Source organism: Rhizobium sp. BK650 (assembly GCF_014195325.1).
In the GTDB taxonomy this organism is placed as follows: domain Bacteria; phylum Pseudomonadota; class Alphaproteobacteria; order Rhizobiales; family Rhizobiaceae; genus Rhizobium.
In genome coordinates this window covers 51,240-70,175 of record NZ_JACIBK010000018.1, presented here as the reverse complement: position 1 = coordinate 70,175, position 18,936 = coordinate 51,240, and the positions used below count along the sequence as shown (strand labels likewise).

Genomic DNA, 18,936 nt, shown 5'->3' with positions numbered 1-18,936 from the left:
GCGACGCCCGCCTGACCGATTGAACGGGCTGCCTCACCCAAGGTCCGCCCGGTTTTCATGCAGCGGCCAGTAGCGGTCGGACATATAATCGGCCGGCAAGGGCGACAGCTGCGACAAAGCCTGGACTGCAAATTCAATCTGCAGCTTGAAGAACTTCAGCGATGGCGGGATGGCGTGACCCGTTACCCTTTGGCGTGATTCATAGCGTTCGATGCCTGCCTGCCGCAACGCCGCTGCCCCTCTCCGCGAAGTTTTAAGACCGCGTCGCTCGCACAATCTTGCGCGGCCGGACAATGAGGCCCACGCTCAATGACCCTGAACAAATCGCACGCCCTCATCGTTTCATCCGAATTTCTCACTTCGCGCCTTTCGCGATTCGCTTCAAGACGAGCGGCTAAACCTGACGAAAAACGCCGCCGGTGTGACAAAGCCACGACACTAGGGAGAGGAAGGCTGGTGGAACCAACCGGCGCAGGCGCTGCCCGAAAGTCGATCCGCGCGAATATCGGGATGTTGGACGTGCCTGTGTCGCTGTGATCGCCGAGGACGGTCGAGAGAGCCGAGGCTTTTCGAGAACCATTGTGGATAGAGGATGCATCTGGAACAAGAAGAGCCCACGACGATTTTCCTCCTGCCAACCAAAAAAGGAAAACCGTCATGCGCAGGCTCGTCGCATTAACGTTGATTGTTCTGGCCGGCTTCAGCACCGCCCCCGGCTTTTGCCAGTCTTTTGGGGACATGGACTCCAGCGGTCGTTTCGGGGGTATGCCGCCTGGGACCGATCGCTACCGTCAGGACTACGACCAAGGGGGCATCGCGATCCCGCTCGACCCCGTCGAAACCGGAAGCGTTACAGCGATCCACCGCACCGAGCGCTCATGCCCGCGACCTGACACGCGTGAGTGGCGCGCACAAATGCGCAATGGTACCTTGAGTGAGGAGTGCCGTTAAGCGAGCAGGGGGTTACCTGCGTTCGGACGCGAAGGTCCTTGATTTCAGGATGGAGCCGCAGCTATCTGCGTGCGCCTAACGGAACTCCGACATTGCGAGGCGCCGTCGCTGACGGTCGAAAATTGAAATCTCGTAATCCCCCCGTCGATCAATTCGCGCGTCCCTTTAGCTCTTCGACACGCCAGTTTCAGGCGCTTTCGTCGAAGCATATCTCCGTTACGAAATCGCGGAACAATCAAGAGCCTGCGCCATTACGCCGCCAGTGCACAATGGAGCTTGCAATGACTGAAACGACGACAACGGAGCGCAAACGCACAATGCGGGGCTGTCCCTATTCCCTGGAAGAGTTCGAACGAAAATATAAGCTTGATCGTGAAAGCGCCAAGAACATCTACGAGCGCTTCGGACCGTCCTCGGTCGAACTCGACCTGCTGATGGCGGCCAAGAAGCGAACGCCTTCCATTCACGCGATCACGGAAGATCTAGGTTTCTGAAGAGGCGCCTGCGATTTAGATCTAGCGCGCGAGGAGGAGCGGAAGTGCTTGTTGGAAACGCCTGACCGGTTGCCACATCGTCGTGAGGGCCGACTGCGGCGCAAGGCAAACCGACATCTTTTGGACACGACGAGAGGGTTTCGGTTCAATATCCACTCGCCGGGCGGCGACTGTTGCGCCACTCTTCCGTCGAGCTGGATTCGGTGAACCTCACCATTGACATTGCCAGCAACGACCCTTCGCGCTGAAAGACGCTCATGTTGCCGCCGCCGAACGCCGCTTGAGAAGCGCGGCCCGTATCAGTTCATTCTTGGTCGGTTCGCGCGCGCCTTCCGGCCGTTCAGGCACTGTGGCTGGCGGCGCGTCCGCGGTGAGCGACTGCTTCATCTCCAGAAAACGTCGTTGCGCTTCCAGCCGGTCCTTATCGGAAACTGGCTAAACCGGCGCGCCGGCCAAATCGTGGCGCATGGCGCCTGGCTGGGCGCTCGCAAAGTAATACCGTTTCAGCCTCACATAAACTGCGGTCGCGCGCCTCAACTTTGTCAGCCCGACTTCGGGCTTGAGAAGCGGGCGCATCTCATTGAAGATTCCCAGCGCGAAAGGACGGATTGGGTCGCCTGGCTGGTGCGGCAAGACGTCGATCGGATGCACGAGCAGCGCGTTGATCGCGCCGGCCTTTTGAACATCGCGCTGCGTCGCTCTGACCGGTCCCCGGCTTTCTGTCCAAAGATCCATCATTTTCCCTCCGAAGATCGCATGAACCGCCCGACTGTCACATGATCATGACGATCGAGTGAATGACCTTGGCTATCTGCTATGAAGATCGACTGTCCTGGCAGAAGCCACGAGCCGACCCTGGATATGGAACAATATTCCGGCGGCGGACGGCCGATCAAGCTGCGGGGTGAGATTGCTACGCGCATAGCCATGATGGCGGCGGCATCGGTTTTGGCGAGGCCGCTCACGACAGGCATATGCTCGAACTGCGGCCGCCGGTTCAATGCGTAAGGACAAAGAACACCCACCAGGCGATTCGGCATCCGGCCGGCATTTTGCGGTTAGGGGTGTCAGCGACGGCAATCGCTCTCAGAAGTTCATCTGAGGAGCGTAAAAACAGCGCACCACGTCTTCGTTGGGAAAGAGGCATAGGTGATAGAAGCCGTCCATCGACATCATCGCTTTCGATTGAGGAACGGAGAACAGGTGCCCATGCGTTGCCAGCCGATGATCTCCTGGCTTGAGCGAAAATTCATAGTTGGCACCGTGGATCTTGACATCCTGCGACGGGATTGGCTGGCAATCGCCAGATTCGCCGTCGCCGTTGCAACAGAAAGCAGAATATTGGAAACCGGACGGCGCTTGGTGTGCGTAGGCAACGCCGGCGAGGCCCGCCAGGATGACCGCATAGACTATTCGCTCCATCATTGCCTCCAGTAGGATCGCCTACGCAACCATGCCGCGATGGCCCCTTCCAACCGTCACTGACCGGCAAGGTTCCTGGCGAATCGATTTTCCGGCGACGGTCACGCGCAGCAGGCTCCGTGCTTCCGCCTTGCCGCCGAAGCGCCCAAAGGCAATTGCGAACCCATGGGGACGTCAGGCACCCCGCAAAGAGGAGCGCCACCTGCTCCCGTGACAGACGATCACGAGAGCGTGCTTTTGCTGCATCCGAGACGACGCCTAGCCGGCAGCGTCTCTGTTCTTCAGGGCATCAATTTCTTTATCGATGCGCTCCTTGGCGGCATCGTGCACGTCGGCTGTCACCGATACGGCCTTGTCCAGCATGTCGGAGGCAACATCCATGCTCTGATTCACCGCGTCGCCAGCCCTTGAGGCAGCGTTCGCCTTGACGGCGTCCGAGGCTTCCCCGAGCAGCTCGTCTTCGTGCTGTGAATGCGGCAGTGCGGCTCCGATCGCCGCACCAACCGCAAAAGCAAGAGCACCGCCGACAAGCGGCTGATCGCGGAAATGAGACAGGATTGCGTTGTTCAGCCGGCTTGACTGTTCTTTCAGAACCGTTCCCGTTGACGATGCGGTGTTGGATACAGAACCTGCAACTTGATCAACCGTCTCCGCTGCGCCGCCGACCGTTCCTTTGACGCTGCTCCAGGTATCGGAAGCCCAGCCCAAGGAGGCATCCAGAACGGAGCCCGCCTCATCGCGAATGGCAGAAATTCGCTCGCCGGCAGCATCCGAAAAGCCGCGATAGGCTTTGCCGGTTGCGTTGAGGAAATCGCCGGCTCGCCGACCCGTCTCGTCGGTAAGGGCCTTGAACCGTTCGCCGGACTCATCGGTGAAATGGCTGTAGCGAACACCGCCGATCTCCTCGGGCGGTCCGATGCGCTTGATCGTCCCGCGGGCAGGATAAAGCGGCCTGACCTCGCTGTCATCGGCGCCTGGCGTTTGCGTCGATGTGCCCTGCTTGGCAACGAGCCATGCCAAGCTGACGCCCATCAGTGCGACAGGCAATGGATTGGCTTTGACCGCCTTTCCAAGATTGGTGAGATAATCCGCACCGCCGCTGCCTTTGGCGTATGCAATGACCTCATCCACAAGCTGTCCGGGCGACATGCGCTCCTGGATCGCATCGATGCGTGCTCCGATCCTTTCGCGATCCCTGTCGATTTCGCGCTGCAGCTCGGCTGAGGATTTTTCGGAAGAATGCGTCATTACACTTTCTCCTTCACGATATCAGTATCGCGCCGAAGCGACGCTGCTGTGCGATCAAGCGTCAGCTGCGTGTCTCGCACCGCGGAAATGCCTCTCGAGACGAGAAGCCAGGCAATCCCACCAATAACGAGCCCGACGATCACGGCCGCGAGCGCGCTCGCAGTGGGCTCACTCATGCCGTTTCGAGCAAGGACAGCTGAAAGCCCGCTGACCAGAGCGCTGAGAAGCACGCCCACAGCGCCGATAGCGAGCACGATCCCGATTACCAGGGTCTCGATCCCACCCAAGGCCCTATTGAGTTTTTCTGAGGCCTCGGTCTTTGCAAGGTCGATTTCCTTCCGCAGCAATCCCGTTACGTCGGAAAGAAGCCCTCCGATCAACTCTGATAAAGGCGTATTTTCGTTTGGTTTAGCCATTGTTGCTTCTCCCGGGTTGTCCGGACGCCGTGGGCGTCTTCGAACGTTTGGCTGATGCGGTCAAAAATCGACTTGCCACAAGACCGGCCAAAGCTGCGGCCCCCAGGAAGGCCACAGGTTCCCTTCGGCCATCGCCGATGATAGCTGCCGCAACCGCTATCATGGCGCGCCGGCACCATCTGTGATGATGGGCGAACTCAATCGAGCCGGAGCCCTTCCTGCCAACTGGCGCCGGCTTCAAGCCTGGCGCGGGAGGTCGCGAACAGGGCTTGCGCGCATGGAAGGTGGACCTATCGCGCGACGGCCGCCGTCAGTGTTGCTCGGACAACAATCTCCGCGCGGCCCACCCAGCAGCTTGTTCGTTGGTTCGCCCGGCCCGCCTGCAAGATAGCTACCACGGACCAAAGTCCTATTCCCGGAACCGACTGCGCGATCGCTCGTTCTTGGCCTGCGGTCCCATGGCCGCATCAGTCAAAGGAGGATATGATGTTTCACAAGATCATGATCGGCGCGGCTGTCTCCGCGACACTTATGTCGGGCGCGGCTTTTGCTCAGTCGTCGACGGTCAACGGAGCTGCAGGCGGCGCCATTACCGGCGCGATCGTCGGCGGTCCGGTCGGTGCAGCTGTCGGCGGCGTAACCGGCGCGATCGTCGGCACGGCAATCGATCCGCCGCCGCAGAAGGTCGTTACCTATGTTCAGCAGGCCCCGGCGCCCGCGACCCCCGTCGTCGTCAGGGAGAAGGTCGTGGTTGGCCAGCCGCTTCCCGAAACGGTGGTCGTGACGCCGGTTCCGGAGAACCCGAAATATTCCTATGCGATCGTGAACGACGAGCGCGTCATCGTCGAGCCGTCGTCCCGCAAGGTTATTCAGGTCATCAACTGACCTTGCGCCTGGACGCGGCACGCTGCCGCGTCCGTCTCTTTCCAAATAAGCAGGGTTTTGATCATGAAGGCCATCGCTTCACTGGCGTTTGGTATCGCGAGTTCTATTGGCCTGTGCTTTGCCGCCGGCTCGGTCGCCTCAGTCGTGCTGGCCGATCCCGGGCCTCAGACGTTCGAAAGCCTCTCGCGACCGGATATCTGGACGACGAAACCGGTGCGGGTAGACGTCGCCAGCCAACATTACGAACGCATTCCAGCTGTCTATTCCAGCTATGTCACCGACGCGCCGAAACTGGCGGTTGCCTCGCGGGCCGAGGCGCCTGCCCCGCACGAACCGGAGGCAACACCGATAGCGACGATGTTGCCAGAGCACGTGGACTGGTGCTCCAACCATTATCGGTCTTTCGATCCCGCTACCAACAGCTATCGAGCTTACAGCGGGCAGACGAAAACATGCACCTCGCCGTATTCGGCTCCTCTGAGGACGGCCGGAGCGAGTCCGCAACAGCAGGAATCCGGACCTGCGGACAGCGCCAAAGCATGGTGCGCGGCCCGCTACCAATCCTATCGGGCAGAGGATAACAGTTACCAGCCCTTCGATGGCCCGCGCAGAGCCTGTGTTGCGCCGGCGCGCCAGGTTGTCGCCTCGGCCACCGGTTCAGGCCCGCGAGCCGAAAACACGTTGGTGTCGAACTGAGCGCCCATGACGGAGGTTTCCGACCCACCAAAGCTGCCGCCCGACACATCGGTATAAAAGCCATCGATGAAGGCCGTTGACAGCGGATGGATATAGAGCGGCTGTGACCGACATCGGGATCGCCGGGGGACAGCCTGATTTTTCCGTCGGTACCGCGGATCTCCGCCTACGTTCTACTTTTGACGTGGCTGGGTAAGGGTTGAGCCGGCGGTGAGCTGTTGTCCCGGAAACTTTTCGAAACCTCGCCAGGACAGGTATGTTCGCTGCGCGACGAACCATTGATCAATAGAACGCGCCTTGGCGCCCCAGCATCATCGTGACGAGCCTGCGCTCGTCCGATAGCCCTCCACGTCCGGACCCAGTCGACTGAAAGATCGTAGTGGGGATCGGCAAATCCTGCTCCGGCTTTTTGTGTCTTTGGGCTTTTTCGCGAGTTCGCATAGGCATCCCACGCAGCATCTGCGATCTTTCGCAATTCCTCGCAAAGCGGCGTGAAGGAAGGATCGCGAAACTGATTGAGGAAGTGATGCTTGAATTCCTCCTCGTCTATCCGTGGGCTCGGGCTGCCTTTTCGGGGCTCAAGATCGTGTGTGGTGGCTGGCATGGAGGCTCCGTCGAGATCGTTTCACTCAACGTCTCGAATGCGCCCCATGTTCCTAAACCCATCGGCAGAGGGAAGTGGCGTGAGCGAGGGAAAGCGTCGGGCAAGAAGCGTTGCGATATCTCCTGCGATCAAGTTCATGGCGGCCAGACGTTGGAAGACGGGATCGACGGCCTTAAGTCACGTCACCAAGTAGTGCTCCCGCTGACGTAGCGTCGCCGCATCCACGCTGTCGGCTTTCGAGGAAGGCCCTGTCGGAGTTGCCGATGCTCCTGGGCGCGCGGCCGACCTGCGGCCCTGCGCTGTGGCTGCCGGCAGAACACGGCTTTTTGACCAGGACCATCGACTTGTAGACGGTGATCCTTTGATTAGCACCTGCTCTGGCTTGCCAGGTTTCTGACACAGCGTTCTCGGCGAGCTAGCTAGTTGAGAGAGCGACGGATCACGCCAAGATAGGCCTCGGCGAGCTGGACGCGCTCCCAAGCAACACTGTTCAAGGTGCGTTCCAGACGAAGAGCGGCCTCCTTCGCCATGGACGGCTCTGGGCGCCACCGGGGCGAACCCGGCCTTATTCGGATGCGAGGGCCAAGGCGTGGCCGGTATTGGGCAAGCGAGATCCCAGCTTTGATCAGCAGGTTTCTGATATCGGGCCGCCGTTCTGCGGCGATGACGATGGAGAACGCACCGATCAGGAACGCCTTGGGAACCGGTAGTTCGATCTCGTCGATAATGTCACTGCCGATCTCGTTCGCCTTGACGAAGAGGAGGAATTCATCGACGCACTGCTGAGCTTTGTCCAGACTGGCCGCATCAGGATACTCTCCCGGCATATACCCTAAACGGTTCTCGATGATCACGCGCATGGACAACTCCTTTGCGCGATTAACGCAAATGGCGTTCTTTTGTTCGAAAGCGCCAAGGAGGCTGGTCAGCCACGTGCTGCAGCGTTTTCAACACCAGCCGAATCCCCACTCGGCTGAGACGGAACATTGGTTTGACTAGCGAGTTCTAGGTCGATGGAACAGGACAACCTCAAGAGAACGGTCCCGCACTTTTCACGTCATCCCGAGGCCGCGCGGCAGCTGCATCGGCTTGCGGCCTTCTCCATTCCGCAGGATCTCGACGACAGATTTCGCGGACTGCTCGCCAGACTTGATCGGGCTGAGCACGACGGCTGTTCATTGGCTGACGACATGATGTCGGCCAACCCGGGTTGCGCATGAAGCGACACACGCTCAGCTTCGGAAGCTCCTGAGACTTCGGCCAGTTTCGTCGGCGCCCCTTAAAAATCGGGGCAGGATTCTGCAGGCTTGTATGCACACGACCAGCGCTCGCACTTTTTACTGCTCACTCTCCTGACGAAGCGCCACTGTGATAAAGAAGGCGCGCAGCGCAAAATTGTTCAGATTGGGTCTACCACTTTCGGGATTGCCTCCCAAATTGTGACGGTCAAGCGAGATGGCGCGTCGATCGACAGCGTTATCTCATGTCCCCATTTATCCCGCCGTCAATGCCCACGAGAACAGTCACGATGCAATCCCAACCGTCCGGTATTTCCACACGAATGCTGGGACTTGATCCGCCTATCGCCCTTGGACTTGTCGGCGCATTCCTTTTTTTCCTGGTCAGCGGGTTCATGGCCTATTTCAATCTCCAGACCCTGGAAGAGGGCAACGCGAGAATAGTCCAGACCCACGTCGCGATCGTCGCGCTCGATGAACTGCTCTCGCAACTTCAGGACGCCGAGACAGGGCAGCGCGGTTTCCTGCTAACGAACGACGAAAGCTATCTCGCTCCTTACAATACGGCGCTTCGTGCGATCAGGCCGCAGTTGGACAAAATCAGGGGCCTCACCAGCGGTAATCCCGGCCAGAGCGAAAGGTTGACGACGCTTCAGCAACATGTCGAAGCCAAGCTGGGAGAGCTCGCCAGATCGATCGATCTACGCCGCAACGCCGGCCTCGAAGCGGCACTCGCCATCGTCAATTCCGATAGCGGCAAGATCGAGATGGATGCAATCCGTGCGCAAGTCGCCGCTATGACGGCAAGCGAGGGAGAAACCAGAATCCAGCGGCTTAGCGAAATGAATAGCGCCCAACGCACGGCGCTCGTCAGCACGCTACTCTCCGGGGCTCTCGGGCTCCTGCTCACGATGACGATCGGCTATCTGGTGCGCAGGGCCACGCTTGCCCGACGCCGGGACGAGTGGCTCCAGTCGGGCCAGGTCGGACTGGCGAGCGCCATGATGGGGGATCAAACTCTGGAGCAGCTCGGCAACAGCATCCTGGACTTTCTGGCCGCTTACGCTGGCGCTGTCGCAGGCGCCATTTTTACCAGTGATGGCTATAATTACCGACGCGCCGCCGTTTACGGAGTTCGCGACAATGAGAGCATCCCGATCGAGTTTAGGCCAAGAGAAGGCCTGCTCGGTCAGGCAGCTGCGCAGGACAGATCGATAGTGATCGATGAGGTGCCGGACGGCTATCTCGCCTTCGGTTCGGCGTTCGGTGCGGACAAGCCGAGACATCTGGTCATTCTACCGGGTAGCGTCGACGGCGCCGTCAACTCGGTGTTAGAACTCGGCTTCCTGCGCCCCGTCGACGAGAGGGTAATCGTTCTTCTGGAGCGGGCATCGGAAGCCGTTGCCGTCGCCGTTCGATCGGCGACCTATCGCAGCGAACTCCAGAACCTGCTGGAAGAGACCCAGCGACAGTCCGAGGAATTGCAGACCCAGAGCGAGGAACTCAGGGTCTCGAATGAAGAATTGGAGGAACAGAGCCGGGCTTTGAAGGAGTCCCAGGCACGCCTCGAGCAGCAGCAGGTCGAGCTCGAACAGACCAATACACAGCTCGAAGAACAAGCCCAGCAACTGGAAAAGCAGCGTGACGATCTCGAGCAGGCCAATGCCGCCGTCAGCCTCAAGGCGCGGGAACTGGAGCAGGCAAGCCAGTACAAGTCGGATTTCCTCGCCAACATGTCGCACGAGCTGCGTACCCCGCTCAATTCGTCGCTCATCCTTGCCAAGCTTCTCGCAGACAATCCGGAAGACAACCTCACCGAAGAGCAGGTCAAATATGCAAAGACCATCCAGTCCTCCGGCAATGACCTGTTGAATCTCATCAACGACATTCTCGATCTTTCGAAGATCGAAGCCGGTCACGTGGAGATTCGGCCCGAAATGATGACGGTCGAGCGCCTGGCGAGCAATCTTCGCCAGGTTTTCCATCCGCTGACGGCCCATAAGAAACTGGACTTTGCCATCGAGATCGCGCCGGACTGCCCTGCGGTCATCGAAACGGATCCGCAGCGGCTTGAACAGGTGCTGAAGAACCTCCTGTCGAACGCCGTCAAATTCACCGATGCCGGCCTGGTCACGCTGTCGATCCGCAGCGCCGATGCCGGACATGTCGCCTTCTCCGTGAGCGATACCGGCATTGGCATAGCGAGCGAACAGCAGCGCCACGTCTTCGATGCTTTCCATCAGGCCGATAGCACCATCAGCCGCAAGTATGGTGGCACTGGCCTCGGTCTCTCGATCTGCCGGCAGCTTGTGCACCTGCTGGGCGGCACCATCGGTCTTGCGAGCCAGCCGGGGCAGGGCAGTACCTTTACCGTCACTATCCCCCAAGCCTACGACCCGGCAAAGATCGTGCCGGAGAACCTGAAGCCCGGCGCACTCGTCGTGCCACCGGTTGCACTGCCGGAGCAAATCCGTGTTTCGGCGCCGGGCCCCGTGCACAGGATCGCGGACGATCGTGCTGCACTGACCGACGCAAAGCGCGTCCTGCTGATCATCGAAGATGACGAGATGTTCGCCTCGATCGTGCGCGATCTGTCACGTGAGATGGGCTTTCATGCGCTGATCGCGGGAACGGCTGATGAGGCGCTGCGGTTGGCCAAGGATTTCATGCCGAATGCGATCATCCTCGATGTCGGCCTGCCTGACCAGTCAGGGCTTTCGGTCCTCGATCGCCTAAAGCACGACGTCAAGACCCGCCACATTCCTGTTCATATCGTATCGGCAGGCGATCATGCGGAAACTGCCTATTCGCTTGGCGCCGTCGGGTATGCTGTCAAACCGGTCAATCGCGACGAACTCGTTGATGTCCTCCAAAAGCTGGACGCAAGGCTTTCTCAGCGCGTCAATCGGGTTCTGATCGTAGAGGACGATTCGGTACAGCGCGACGCGGTTGCTAAACTGCTCGGGACGCAGGACGTCGAGACGGTCACCGCGAGCACGGCGGCAGAGTGCCTTGAACGTCTGCGACAAGAGACCTTTGACTGCATGGTCCTCGATCTCTCCCTGCCGGATGCATCCGGCTACTCGCTTCTCGAGACGTTGAGCCAGGAGAGCGCCTACGCCTTTCCCCCAGTGATCGTCTATACCGGCAGGGAATTGTCGGCGGACGACGAGCAAAAGCTGCGCCGTTACTCCAAATCGATCATTATCAAGGGGGCAAAGTCTCCCGAGCGCCTTCTCGACGAGGTGAGCCTCTTCCTGCATCAGGTGATTTCGGAACTCCCAGCCGAGCAGCAGAAGATGATCCGCAGGGCGCAACATCGCGACGCGCTTCTCGAAGGGCGCCGTATTCTCGTCGTCGAGGATGACGTGCGCAATGTCTACGCGCTTACCAATATACTTGAGCCGCGTGGCGCAATCATCGAGATTGCCCGCAATGGCCGGGAAGCGCTGGATGCCCTGGAGAAAGCGATGATCGACCCGCGGTTCGCGATCGACCTGGTGTTGATGGATGTGATGATGCCCGTCATGGACGGCCTGACGGCCACGCGTCAAATTCGCAAGAACCCCGAATGGAGGAAGCTACCGATCATCACACTGACCGCCAAGGCCATGCCGGATGACCAGCAGCGCTGCATCGAGGCTGGTGCCAACGACTACATGGCAAAGCCCCTCGACGTCGAGAAGCTTCTGTCGCTCGTTCGGGTCTGGATTCCGAAATGACGGACGGGTCTACTTCGGAAAAAAGCGAGGACATCGAGATCCGGCTCCTTCTGGAAGCTTTGTTCCTCAAATACCATTACGACTTTCGCAATTATGCGATGGCATCGATCAAGCGTCGCCTCAAGCAGGCGCGCCTGCAAATGGGCTTTGCAACCTTCTCGGCACTGCAGGAGGGTCTTTTGCACGACCCCTCGCTCCTGCCACGACTGTTGAGCTTCCTGACCGTCCAGGTCAGTGAAATGTTCCGCGACCCGAGCTACTTCAAAGCTATCCGCGAGACAGTCGTGCCGCACCTGCGGACCTATCCGTCGCTGAAGATCTGGGTCGCCGGCTGCAGCAGCGGCGAGGAACTCTATTCCCTGGTCATCCTTTTTCGGGAGGAGGGGCTCGAAGCGCGCACCCTTTTTTATGCAACAGACATCAACCAGGAAGCCCTGGGTGCTGCGGAGGCCGGCGTATACGCTTTGGACCGGGTGCGGCTGTTTACCGAAAACCATCGGAAATCCGGCGGCAAGTCTTCGCTCTCCGACTATTATCAGGCGGCTTATGGCAGGGTGCTATTCGACAAGACGCTACGGCGAAACGTTGTCTTTTCGGATCACAGCCTCGTCACGGATGCCGTCTTTGCGGAAATGCATTTGATCTCCTGTCGCAACGTGCTGATCTATTTTGACCGAGTGCTGCAGGATCGCGCGCTGGGGCTGTTCAAGGATTCGCTCGCCCGAAAAGGATTTCTCGGACTGGGTGCCAAGGAGAGCCTGCGTTTCTCGCGCCATGCCGGAGCCTTCAGCGACTTCGTGCGCGAGGAGAGGATCTATCAGAGGCGGGTCGGATGATGGCGATCGAACCCGAAGCCGTCGTGATCGGTGCATCGGCGGGCGCGCTTGAGGCCCTGTCGGTCATTCTTCCCGCCCTGCCCAGGAACTTCCGGCTGCCGATCCTCGTGGTGGTCCATGTGCCGCCGGACAAACGCAGCGTCTTGGCTGACGTGTTCCGGGCCAAGTGCCAGCTTCACGTGGAAGAGGCTGAAGACAAGGCGCCGCTTGCTGCTGGGACGATCTATTTCGCGCCGCCGGACTATCATCTGCTCGTCGAGCTCGATAAAAGCGTTTCACTCTCCAGCGATGAGCCCGTCCTTTTTTCACGCCCGTCGATCGACGTGCTGTTTGAAAGTGCCGCCGACGCATATGGGCCAGCCTTGATCGCGATTGTACTCACCGGTGCCAATCATGATGGTGCGAAAGGTTTGCAGGCCGTCGCTGAGGCCGATGGGATAACGCTTGTCCAAGACCCGGGCACGGCCTTCGCACCCACGATGCCCGAAGCGGCCATTCAAATTTGTCCGAGCGCTCGTATCATGTCACTCGAGGCGCTTGCAAAGTATCTAAACGAGGTTTGAGGCAAATCATGGGGCCTGTTCCCTTTCTTCTGGTCGACGATCTGGAAGAAAATCTTCTCTCCCTGGAGGCACTGCTGCGGCGGAATGACCTTCTTCTTTTGAAAGCCCGCTCCGGTGATGAAGCACTCGAGCTTCTGCTGCAGAACGATGTCGCCTTGGCGCTTGTGGACGTGCAGATGCCGGGTCTTGATGGCTTCGAGCTGGCGGAACTCATGCGCGGCAATGAGCGCACGCGGCGCATCCCCATCATCTTCGTCACAGCCGGAACGTCTGACGGCCAACGGCGCTTCCGTGGCTACGAAGCTGGCGCCGTTGACTTCATCCAGAAGCCGATCGAGCCGGATATTCTGCGCAGCAAGGTCGAGGTATTCTTCGAACTTTACCGCCAAAGGCAACAGCTCGAGGCGCAGAGGGATGAACTCTCGGCGCAGGCCGCAGCGCTCAAGCAGGCGGCCGAACACAAGGACGTCCTGCTTCGCGAGATCAATCACCGCATCAAGAACCTCTTCAGCATGACCGCTGGGCTGATCTCATTGAGCGCGCGGCCCGCCCGCACTGTTGCCGAGCTGGAAACCGACCTCAGAGCGCGCATGCACGCACTGGCGCGCGCCCATGAACTGATACTGCCCAATCTGGCAAGCGGCATTGACGAAACCGGCGCGGCAACGACAGTACAGGCCCTCATCCGCGCGATCGTCGCGCCTCACGAACATGAGCAAGGCCCGGAGATCGCTGTCACCGGCTCCGATGCGCCGATCATGGGCAATGCGCTCACCTCGCTTGCGCTTCTTCTTCATGAACTCACCACGAACGCAGCCAAATACGGCGCTTTGTCCGCGCCCGATGGCAGTCTGGCGATCGCCACCTCAACGGTTGGCGACACGTTCCGCATAACGTGGGACGAGCGGGGCTCTCCCCCATTGGACGCCTCCAACCGTGAAGGATTCGGAACCACGCTCGAAAAGGCGGCCTTGCGCGGCCTTAACGGCCTGATCGAAAAGAACTGGACGAGTGAAGGGCTCTCTCTGTCGCTGGAAATGCCTGCGGCCAATCTTGCGACCTAGCCTGTTTGTGAGGGCAGGACCGAGAGTAGGGGGCACCGCAATCGCCGCGGCCGCTTCAGTGATCGAGAACATCGCGCACACGTGCGGCGAGCTCTTCAAAAGAGAATGGCTTTGTGAGCAAATTCACGCCCTTATCGAGACGGCCGTGATGAACGATGGCATTGCGGGAATATCCTGTCGTAAATAGCGCTTTGATCGTCGGGATCATTTCACGCGCCTTGACGACGACTTCCGCGCCACTCATGCCGCCGGGCAATACGACATCCGAGAAGATCAAATCGACCTTGCCGTGGCTCAACAGCGTCTGTAGCGCCGCCGGACCATCCTTGGCCTCGAGAACATGATAGCCAAGTTCTCGCAATGACTCGACCGAATAGGAGCGAACATCCGGATCGTCCTCGACAACGAGGACAACCTCGCCTGCTGCCGCCTCCGGCAACGCTTGGGCTTCCGTGCCCTCCTCGTCAGCCCTCTCCACTGACAATCGCGGCAGATACATTTGACCGTGGTGCCTTCGCCCACCTCGGAATAGATCTTCACATGCCCACTTGATTGCTTCACGAATCCGTAGACCTGGCTGAGACCCAACCCCGTGCCCTTGCCCTGGTCCTTGGTCGTGAAAAATGGCTCGAAGACATGGGACAGCGTTTCGGAATCCATCCCCGTCCCGGTGTCGGAAACGCTGATGGCGATATACTGGCCCGGTAGCACTTCGGCATGCATCGAAGCGTAGGCTTCATCGAGATGCGCGTTGAAGGTTTCGATCGTGAGCTTGCCGCCATCCTGCATCGCATCGCGGGCGTTAATGGCAAGGTTGAGCAGCGCGCTTTCCAGTTCGTTCGGATCCGCCTCCGTTTTCAGAGCCCCGCCGCAAGCACGACCTCGATCTGGAAAATCTCTCCGAGGGTGCGGTGCAGTATTTCGGACATGCCGCGGATGAGGCTGTTTGCATCGATAGGCTTTGGATCGAGCGGTTGCCGGCGAGCGAAAGCCAGTAGCCTTTGGGTCAGAGCGGCGGCTCGTCTTGCCCCGGTCATTGCCTGGGAGGCTGCGCGCCTGAACCGGCCCGACTCCTCCGGGAGGTTTCGTAACAGAGTGTCGAGATTGCCAACGATGATCTGGAGGAGATTGTTGAAATCGTGCGCGACCCCACCCGTCAATTGACCGATTGCTTCCATCTTCTGCGCCTGCCGCAAAGCCTCTGCGTTCCGCGTAAGCTCGTCCGTCTTCTGCTTCACCATATTTTCGAGGTTGGTGTTGAGGTCCTTAAGCGCTGCTTCCGCGCGCCGTCGCTCCTGCAGCTCGCGCTGAGCGGCTTCGAAAAGACGTGCGTTATCCATCGCAACGGCAGCTTCGCCCGCAAGACCGGCAAGCCCGCTTTCCGAGGATTCATCGAACACGCCAACATCCGAATGCCCGAAGAATAGGCCACCAATCACCTCACCCGTTCGCGAAATTACAGGGACCGCGAGATAGCTTCGAACAGGAAGATGTCCCTCCGGCATGCCGTGGTGCGGCGCGTTTTTGCCGTAGCGAGCGTCCTTTGTGATGTCATCGGATCGAACGACTCCCTCCCCCAGGAACGTCGGGGCGAAAACCTCGGTGTTGCGGGGCATCGGAAATTTGGAAAATGCCTCGCGGGCAACGCCTGAGAGTGTGTACAGCAAATAACTCTCGCCCGCCGAATTGACGAGGTTGTAAAAGAAGGCGCCAAACTGAGCACCGGTGAGCTCGACGCCGGCGTCCGTTACCAACTGGACGACTTTCTCAAGATCATTTTCGCGGGCAAGAGCGGCGCCGGCGCGATTTAGAATTTCGAGCGCACGGGTGCGCTCCCGCAACGCAATTTCCGTTTCCCGCTGCTCGGTGCGGTCACGGAGGATCTTAACGAAACCGATGATGTGCCCGTCGTCATTCAGGATCGGCGTTGTCTCACCGACGGCCCATATCCGCCCGCCGTCCTTCTGCAACCTCCATCCTTCGCCGCTCCCCTTTCCCTTCGACCTGGCATCGGCAAGCTCGGTCGCAAGAAGCGCCGCTGCGCCGTCCTCGGGCGGGAATATCGCGACAAGGGTCTGCCCAAGCATTTCCGTCTGCGACCATCCGAGAAGTCTTTCGGCTCCCTTACTCCAGCCGGTAATAATTCCCTCCAGGTCGAGCATGATGATGCCGGTGTCGACCGCGCTATCGAGGATTTGCTGGAGACGTTCGGCTGAAAAATCGCTGACGGAATGCGTGAATTGCCTGCCCATTGGGATACCGGCCGACGTTAGCATAATCGCCGGGAAGAAAAAGATGGCCGCGCCCGATATCCCGACCGATTGTCGGAGGCTCGAGCTCTCGTGCTGACCAGCCCTGCAAATAAAAAGGCGTCGGCCCGAACGTTCACACAGCCCTCGCCAATTAGGGGCTTGCGGACGATCGACGAGGCGGCTTCAACTGCTGCGGATCACACAGCAACCTTGGTGAAGCTGCGTTCGAAAGATCGAGCTGATCCCAGGGAACAGCCAGTCCTTCACCTGAGCGAAGCCCGGCAGCTCCGAGGACTGCGCGTGCGAACGAAGAGGACGCCAGGCTTTCAAGAAGTGCAAAGGTTCCGACGTGGTATTCGACGACGAAGAGTTCGCCGCCATGCGCTTCTGCGACAACTTCCTCGATGCGTCCCACCACCTCGTTGCCCGGTCCTAGCACCCGTGCGCCCAGCAGATCCTGGAGAAATAGCTCACTCATGACAGCCCTCCTGGAATCCACCTTAAACCATTCGACGAAACCACGACGCTGGTTACAACTCCGAGCGAAACCTCCAGCAATTTCTTCATCGTATCTTCCTCAGCCGATCAAGGTCGTCCCGTGTGCGCCTGAGGGCTGAGACGACGCGCTCGGTTTGCGGGCGATCCCTCCTTGAGGCGGCATCCGTTGCTTGGCCAAGTAGGGAAGGGAGGTCCAGTATGGGACGGCGAAAACCCGCTGTTCTTCAGTTCATCTACCAGCGCGGAAACTTCTCGGCTGCACCGCTCCAGAGCAGGCCCGCTGAACGTCGCGGGAACGCGACCGTCCAATCGGGCCTCGGCGATCATTTCGGCGCTCGCGACCCATGACCCCATTTGCTGAAGAATGCGTCTTTGCTGATCGGCCTCGCTGGAGCAAGACGCCAATAGGGCAACCGTCGCAAGCAGGCAGGTTCTATTACGCCGGCCACTTCAGGAAACCTTCTCCATATTTGTCGTCTTTGCTCTCGATCATGGAACGCCTGTGCACGGTCGCGCGCTTGGCTAGGAAAACGCAAAGCGATGCGGTGAGTTCCGGCTGCAGCCATCGGTGCATCTTCACGTCGCCAGTGACGATCAGGACGAGAAGCCTGGCGGTCCGACGGGAGCCAGCAAGCTGTGCGGCGCAGGTTCAGGGACACGGTTTCACGATATTTGTTGCCCCAAAGGGTCTACTTGCGACCGTTACACAAGATTCGAGCGACGTCGGACGGAACTTCGGTTTGCTGCCGAGGTTAAAGAGTGAGTGTCGAAGCAAAGTATCAGCGATGAACAGCTCTGAGACAAGTACGGATCATAAGACCATCCGGAAGCGCGACGATTACCCATAGCAAAGCCGGGTGGCGTTCTTCTGATTGGCTTCGGAAAAGCAGGGGACGAGTTCTTCGTGATTTTGATCGGAATAAACTGGCTTTCCTCTACGAAGTGGGATGGCGAAACCAGACGTTTCAACAAATCGCCGAGCGAGAATGAAGCGTCTAAACGTATCGCCGGCCTGCGCGACATGACAGAGTGCGACCGGAAATCACCATGAAAAACATTGCAAAAGCCAGTCCCACAACACCAGCTGCCGACAGCCTGCATCCGGCGCTTAACCGCAATATTGACGCTATTTTGCAGCGTCGCCGCAAGGCAGCGGACACGGCAGGCGTACAAGAGCGGGCCGCCGCCGCGATTAGTCGGTTCGCCGGATCCATTGCCTTCGTTTACATCCATATCGTCGTGTACGGTTTATGGATTATTGCAAATACGAACCTGATCCCGGGGATGCCTGTCTGGGATCCCTCCCTCGTTATACTGGCGATGGCAGCATCGGTAGAGGCGATCTTCCTTTCGACATTCGTGCTCATTAACCAGAACAGAATGGCTGCCGAGGATGACCTGCGGGCTGATCTCGACCTGCAGGTCAGCTTGCTGAACGAGCACGAGACGACACGCCTTATCGCGATGGTGGAAGCCATCGTCAAAAAGCTGGAAGTCCCAACCGAAGCGGATGACGAGGTAGAGGAACTCAAGAGGGATGTCGCACCTGAGGCGGTGCTCGATCGCCTTGAGGCCAAGGAAGTCGATTGAGTTGCAACGCTAACGTCGGGTTGATCCTCGAGAGGCGATACGGCACTCAAATGCTGCGGCTTCACGACAGGTTGGACGTCGGCTGAAGCCGATCACCCCGCAACAATGCGTCCATTGATTGGTCGAGAGGCAGGCCAACAGTCACCGCTCCAATTCGGCTCCTGCGCCACGGCTTCAGTGCCATCACTCAGCGCCCTCACCGGTTGCCGACGCGTTTGGCGGGCGACGTTTCCAGGCGAAAAAAACGTGAGATACGCGACGGCAACGATGATCCCGATGACGAAAAGGGTCGGTACCAACTTGATCGTGCCTTTGCTGGCTTTTTCCTCTCTATCGTTCATGGCGATCTAACCAGGCAGGAAGTGGAAGGTTCCGCGCCTAAAGACCAAGCTCGGCAGACATGCGCGACTTGACAGGGTGGTTCGGTTTACCGAGGGCCCGCATGAAACTAGCGATC

At 59.2% G+C, this 18,936-nt stretch carries 16 protein-coding genes and 4 pseudogenes; 10 read left to right on the top strand and 10 right to left on the bottom strand.

Annotated elements, in window-relative coordinates:
- Nucleotides 1-33: 33 nt before the first annotated feature.
- The gene (locus FHX15_RS29220; protein WP_184401830.1) at nt 34-228 is read right to left on the bottom strand and encodes a hypothetical protein; all 195 of its coding nucleotides are present in this window, start codon (nt 226-228) and stop codon (nt 34-36) included.
- Between the two features lie 429 nt (nt 229-657).
- Here FHX15_RS29220 and FHX15_RS29215 point away from each other — a divergent pair, with 429 nt between their 5' ends.
- Both FHX15_RS29215 and FHX15_RS29210 read left to right on the top strand, forming a co-directional pair.
- Nucleotides 658-951, top strand: a complete 294-nt coding sequence (locus FHX15_RS29215; RefSeq protein WP_184401829.1) for a hypothetical protein — start codon at nt 658-660, stop codon at nt 949-951.
- Nucleotides 952-1,232: 281 nt separating this feature from the next.
- On the top strand, nt 1,233-1,445 hold the full coding sequence (locus FHX15_RS29210; protein ID WP_184401828.1) for a hypothetical protein: 213 nt from the start codon (nt 1,233-1,235) through the stop codon (nt 1,443-1,445).
- Nucleotides 1,446-1,700: 255 nt separating this feature from the next.
- Here the strand turns inward: FHX15_RS29210 and FHX15_RS29205 are convergent.
- The 5 genes and pseudogenes from FHX15_RS29205 to FHX15_RS31305 all read right to left on the bottom strand — a co-directional run.
- A pseudogene (locus tag FHX15_RS29205) lies at nt 1,701-2,180 on the bottom strand (ProQ/FINO family protein).
- A gap of 351 nt (nt 2,181-2,531) precedes the next feature.
- On the bottom strand, nt 2,532-2,870 hold the full coding sequence (locus tag FHX15_RS29200; RefSeq protein WP_409527048.1) for a hypothetical protein: 339 nt from the start codon (nt 2,868-2,870) through the stop codon (nt 2,532-2,534).
- Between the two features lie 255 nt (nt 2,871-3,125).
- Entirely contained in the window at nt 3,126-4,115 is a 990-nt protein-coding gene (locus FHX15_RS29195) for a DUF3618 domain-containing protein (RefSeq protein ID WP_184401827.1), read from the bottom strand.
- Entirely contained in the window at nt 4,115-4,531 is a 417-nt protein-coding gene (locus FHX15_RS29190) for a phage holin family protein (RefSeq protein ID WP_184401826.1), read from the bottom strand. Before FHX15_RS29190 ends, FHX15_RS29195 begins: the two co-directional genes overlap by 1 nt.
- Nucleotides 4,524-4,661, bottom strand: a pseudogene (locus FHX15_RS31305) (nutrient deprivation-induced protein); the annotation flags it as partial. The pseudogene FHX15_RS31305 and the gene FHX15_RS29190, both read right to left, overlap by 8 nt.
- Before the next feature lie 356 nt (nt 4,662-5,017).
- On the opposite strand from FHX15_RS31305, the gene FHX15_RS29185 reads away from it, so the two are divergent.
- Nucleotides 5,018-5,416, top strand: a complete 399-nt coding sequence (locus FHX15_RS29185) for a DUF1236 domain-containing protein (RefSeq protein ID WP_132658304.1) — start codon at nt 5,018-5,020, stop codon at nt 5,414-5,416.
- Nucleotides 5,417-5,479: 63 nt separating this feature from the next.
- A complete protein-coding gene (locus FHX15_RS29180; RefSeq protein WP_184401825.1) occupies nt 5,480-6,112 on the top strand; it encodes a BA14K family protein in 633 nt (210 codons plus the stop codon).
- 223 nt (nt 6,113-6,335) lie between these two features.
- Here FHX15_RS29180 and FHX15_RS31300 read toward each other — a convergent pair.
- Together FHX15_RS31300 and FHX15_RS29170 are read right to left on the bottom strand one after the other, a co-directional pair.
- Nucleotides 6,336-6,716, bottom strand: a pseudogene (locus FHX15_RS31300) (NADPH-dependent FMN reductase); the annotation flags it as partial.
- 419 nt (nt 6,717-7,135) lie between these two features.
- Nucleotides 7,136-7,576, bottom strand: coding sequence for a hypothetical protein (locus tag FHX15_RS29170; RefSeq protein ID WP_184401823.1), 441 nt, complete (start codon nt 7,574-7,576; stop codon nt 7,136-7,138).
- 153 nt (nt 7,577-7,729) lie between these two features.
- On the opposite strand from FHX15_RS29170, the gene FHX15_RS29165 reads away from it, so the two are divergent.
- The 5 genes from FHX15_RS29165 to FHX15_RS29145 all read left to right on the top strand — a co-directional run bounded on the left by FHX15_RS29165 (nt 7,730) and on the right by FHX15_RS29145 (nt 14,139).
- Entirely contained in the window at nt 7,730-7,936 is a 207-nt protein-coding gene (locus FHX15_RS29165; protein ID WP_184401822.1) for a hypothetical protein, read from the top strand.
- Nucleotides 7,937-8,244: 308 nt separating this feature from the next.
- On the top strand, nt 8,245-11,676 hold the full coding sequence (locus FHX15_RS29160) for a response regulator (RefSeq protein ID WP_184401821.1): 3,432 nt from the start codon (nt 8,245-8,247) through the stop codon (nt 11,674-11,676).
- Nucleotides 11,673-12,512, top strand: coding sequence for a protein-glutamate O-methyltransferase CheR (locus FHX15_RS29155; protein WP_184401820.1), 840 nt, complete (start codon nt 11,673-11,675; stop codon nt 12,510-12,512). Before FHX15_RS29160 ends, FHX15_RS29155 begins: the two co-directional genes overlap by 4 nt.
- On the top strand, nt 12,509-13,075 hold the full coding sequence (locus FHX15_RS29150; protein ID WP_184401819.1) for a chemotaxis protein CheB: 567 nt from the start codon (nt 12,509-12,511) through the stop codon (nt 13,073-13,075). The genes FHX15_RS29155 and FHX15_RS29150 overlap by 4 nt, the downstream gene beginning before the upstream one ends.
- An 8-nt stretch (nt 13,076-13,083) precedes the next feature.
- Nucleotides 13,084-14,139 (top strand): response regulator, encoded by a 1,056-nt coding sequence (locus FHX15_RS29145; protein WP_184401818.1) that lies wholly within the window; start codon nt 13,084-13,086, stop codon nt 14,137-14,139.
- A gap of 55 nt (nt 14,140-14,194) precedes the next feature.
- Here FHX15_RS29145 and FHX15_RS31515 read toward each other — a convergent pair.
- Together FHX15_RS31515 and FHX15_RS29135 are read right to left on the bottom strand one after the other, a co-directional pair.
- Nucleotides 14,195-16,391, bottom strand: a pseudogene (locus tag FHX15_RS31515) (ATP-binding protein).
- 151 nt (nt 16,392-16,542) lie between these two features.
- Nucleotides 16,543-16,869, bottom strand: coding sequence for a PRC-barrel domain-containing protein (locus FHX15_RS29135; RefSeq protein WP_184328168.1), 327 nt, complete (start codon nt 16,867-16,869; stop codon nt 16,543-16,545).
- Between the two features lie 1,067 nt (nt 16,870-17,936).
- Here FHX15_RS29135 and FHX15_RS29130 point away from each other — a divergent pair.
- Nucleotides 17,937-18,479 (top strand): DUF1003 domain-containing protein, encoded by a 543-nt coding sequence (locus FHX15_RS29130; protein ID WP_184401817.1) that lies wholly within the window; start codon nt 17,937-17,939, stop codon nt 18,477-18,479.
- Nucleotides 18,480-18,936: the final 457 nt, after the last annotated feature.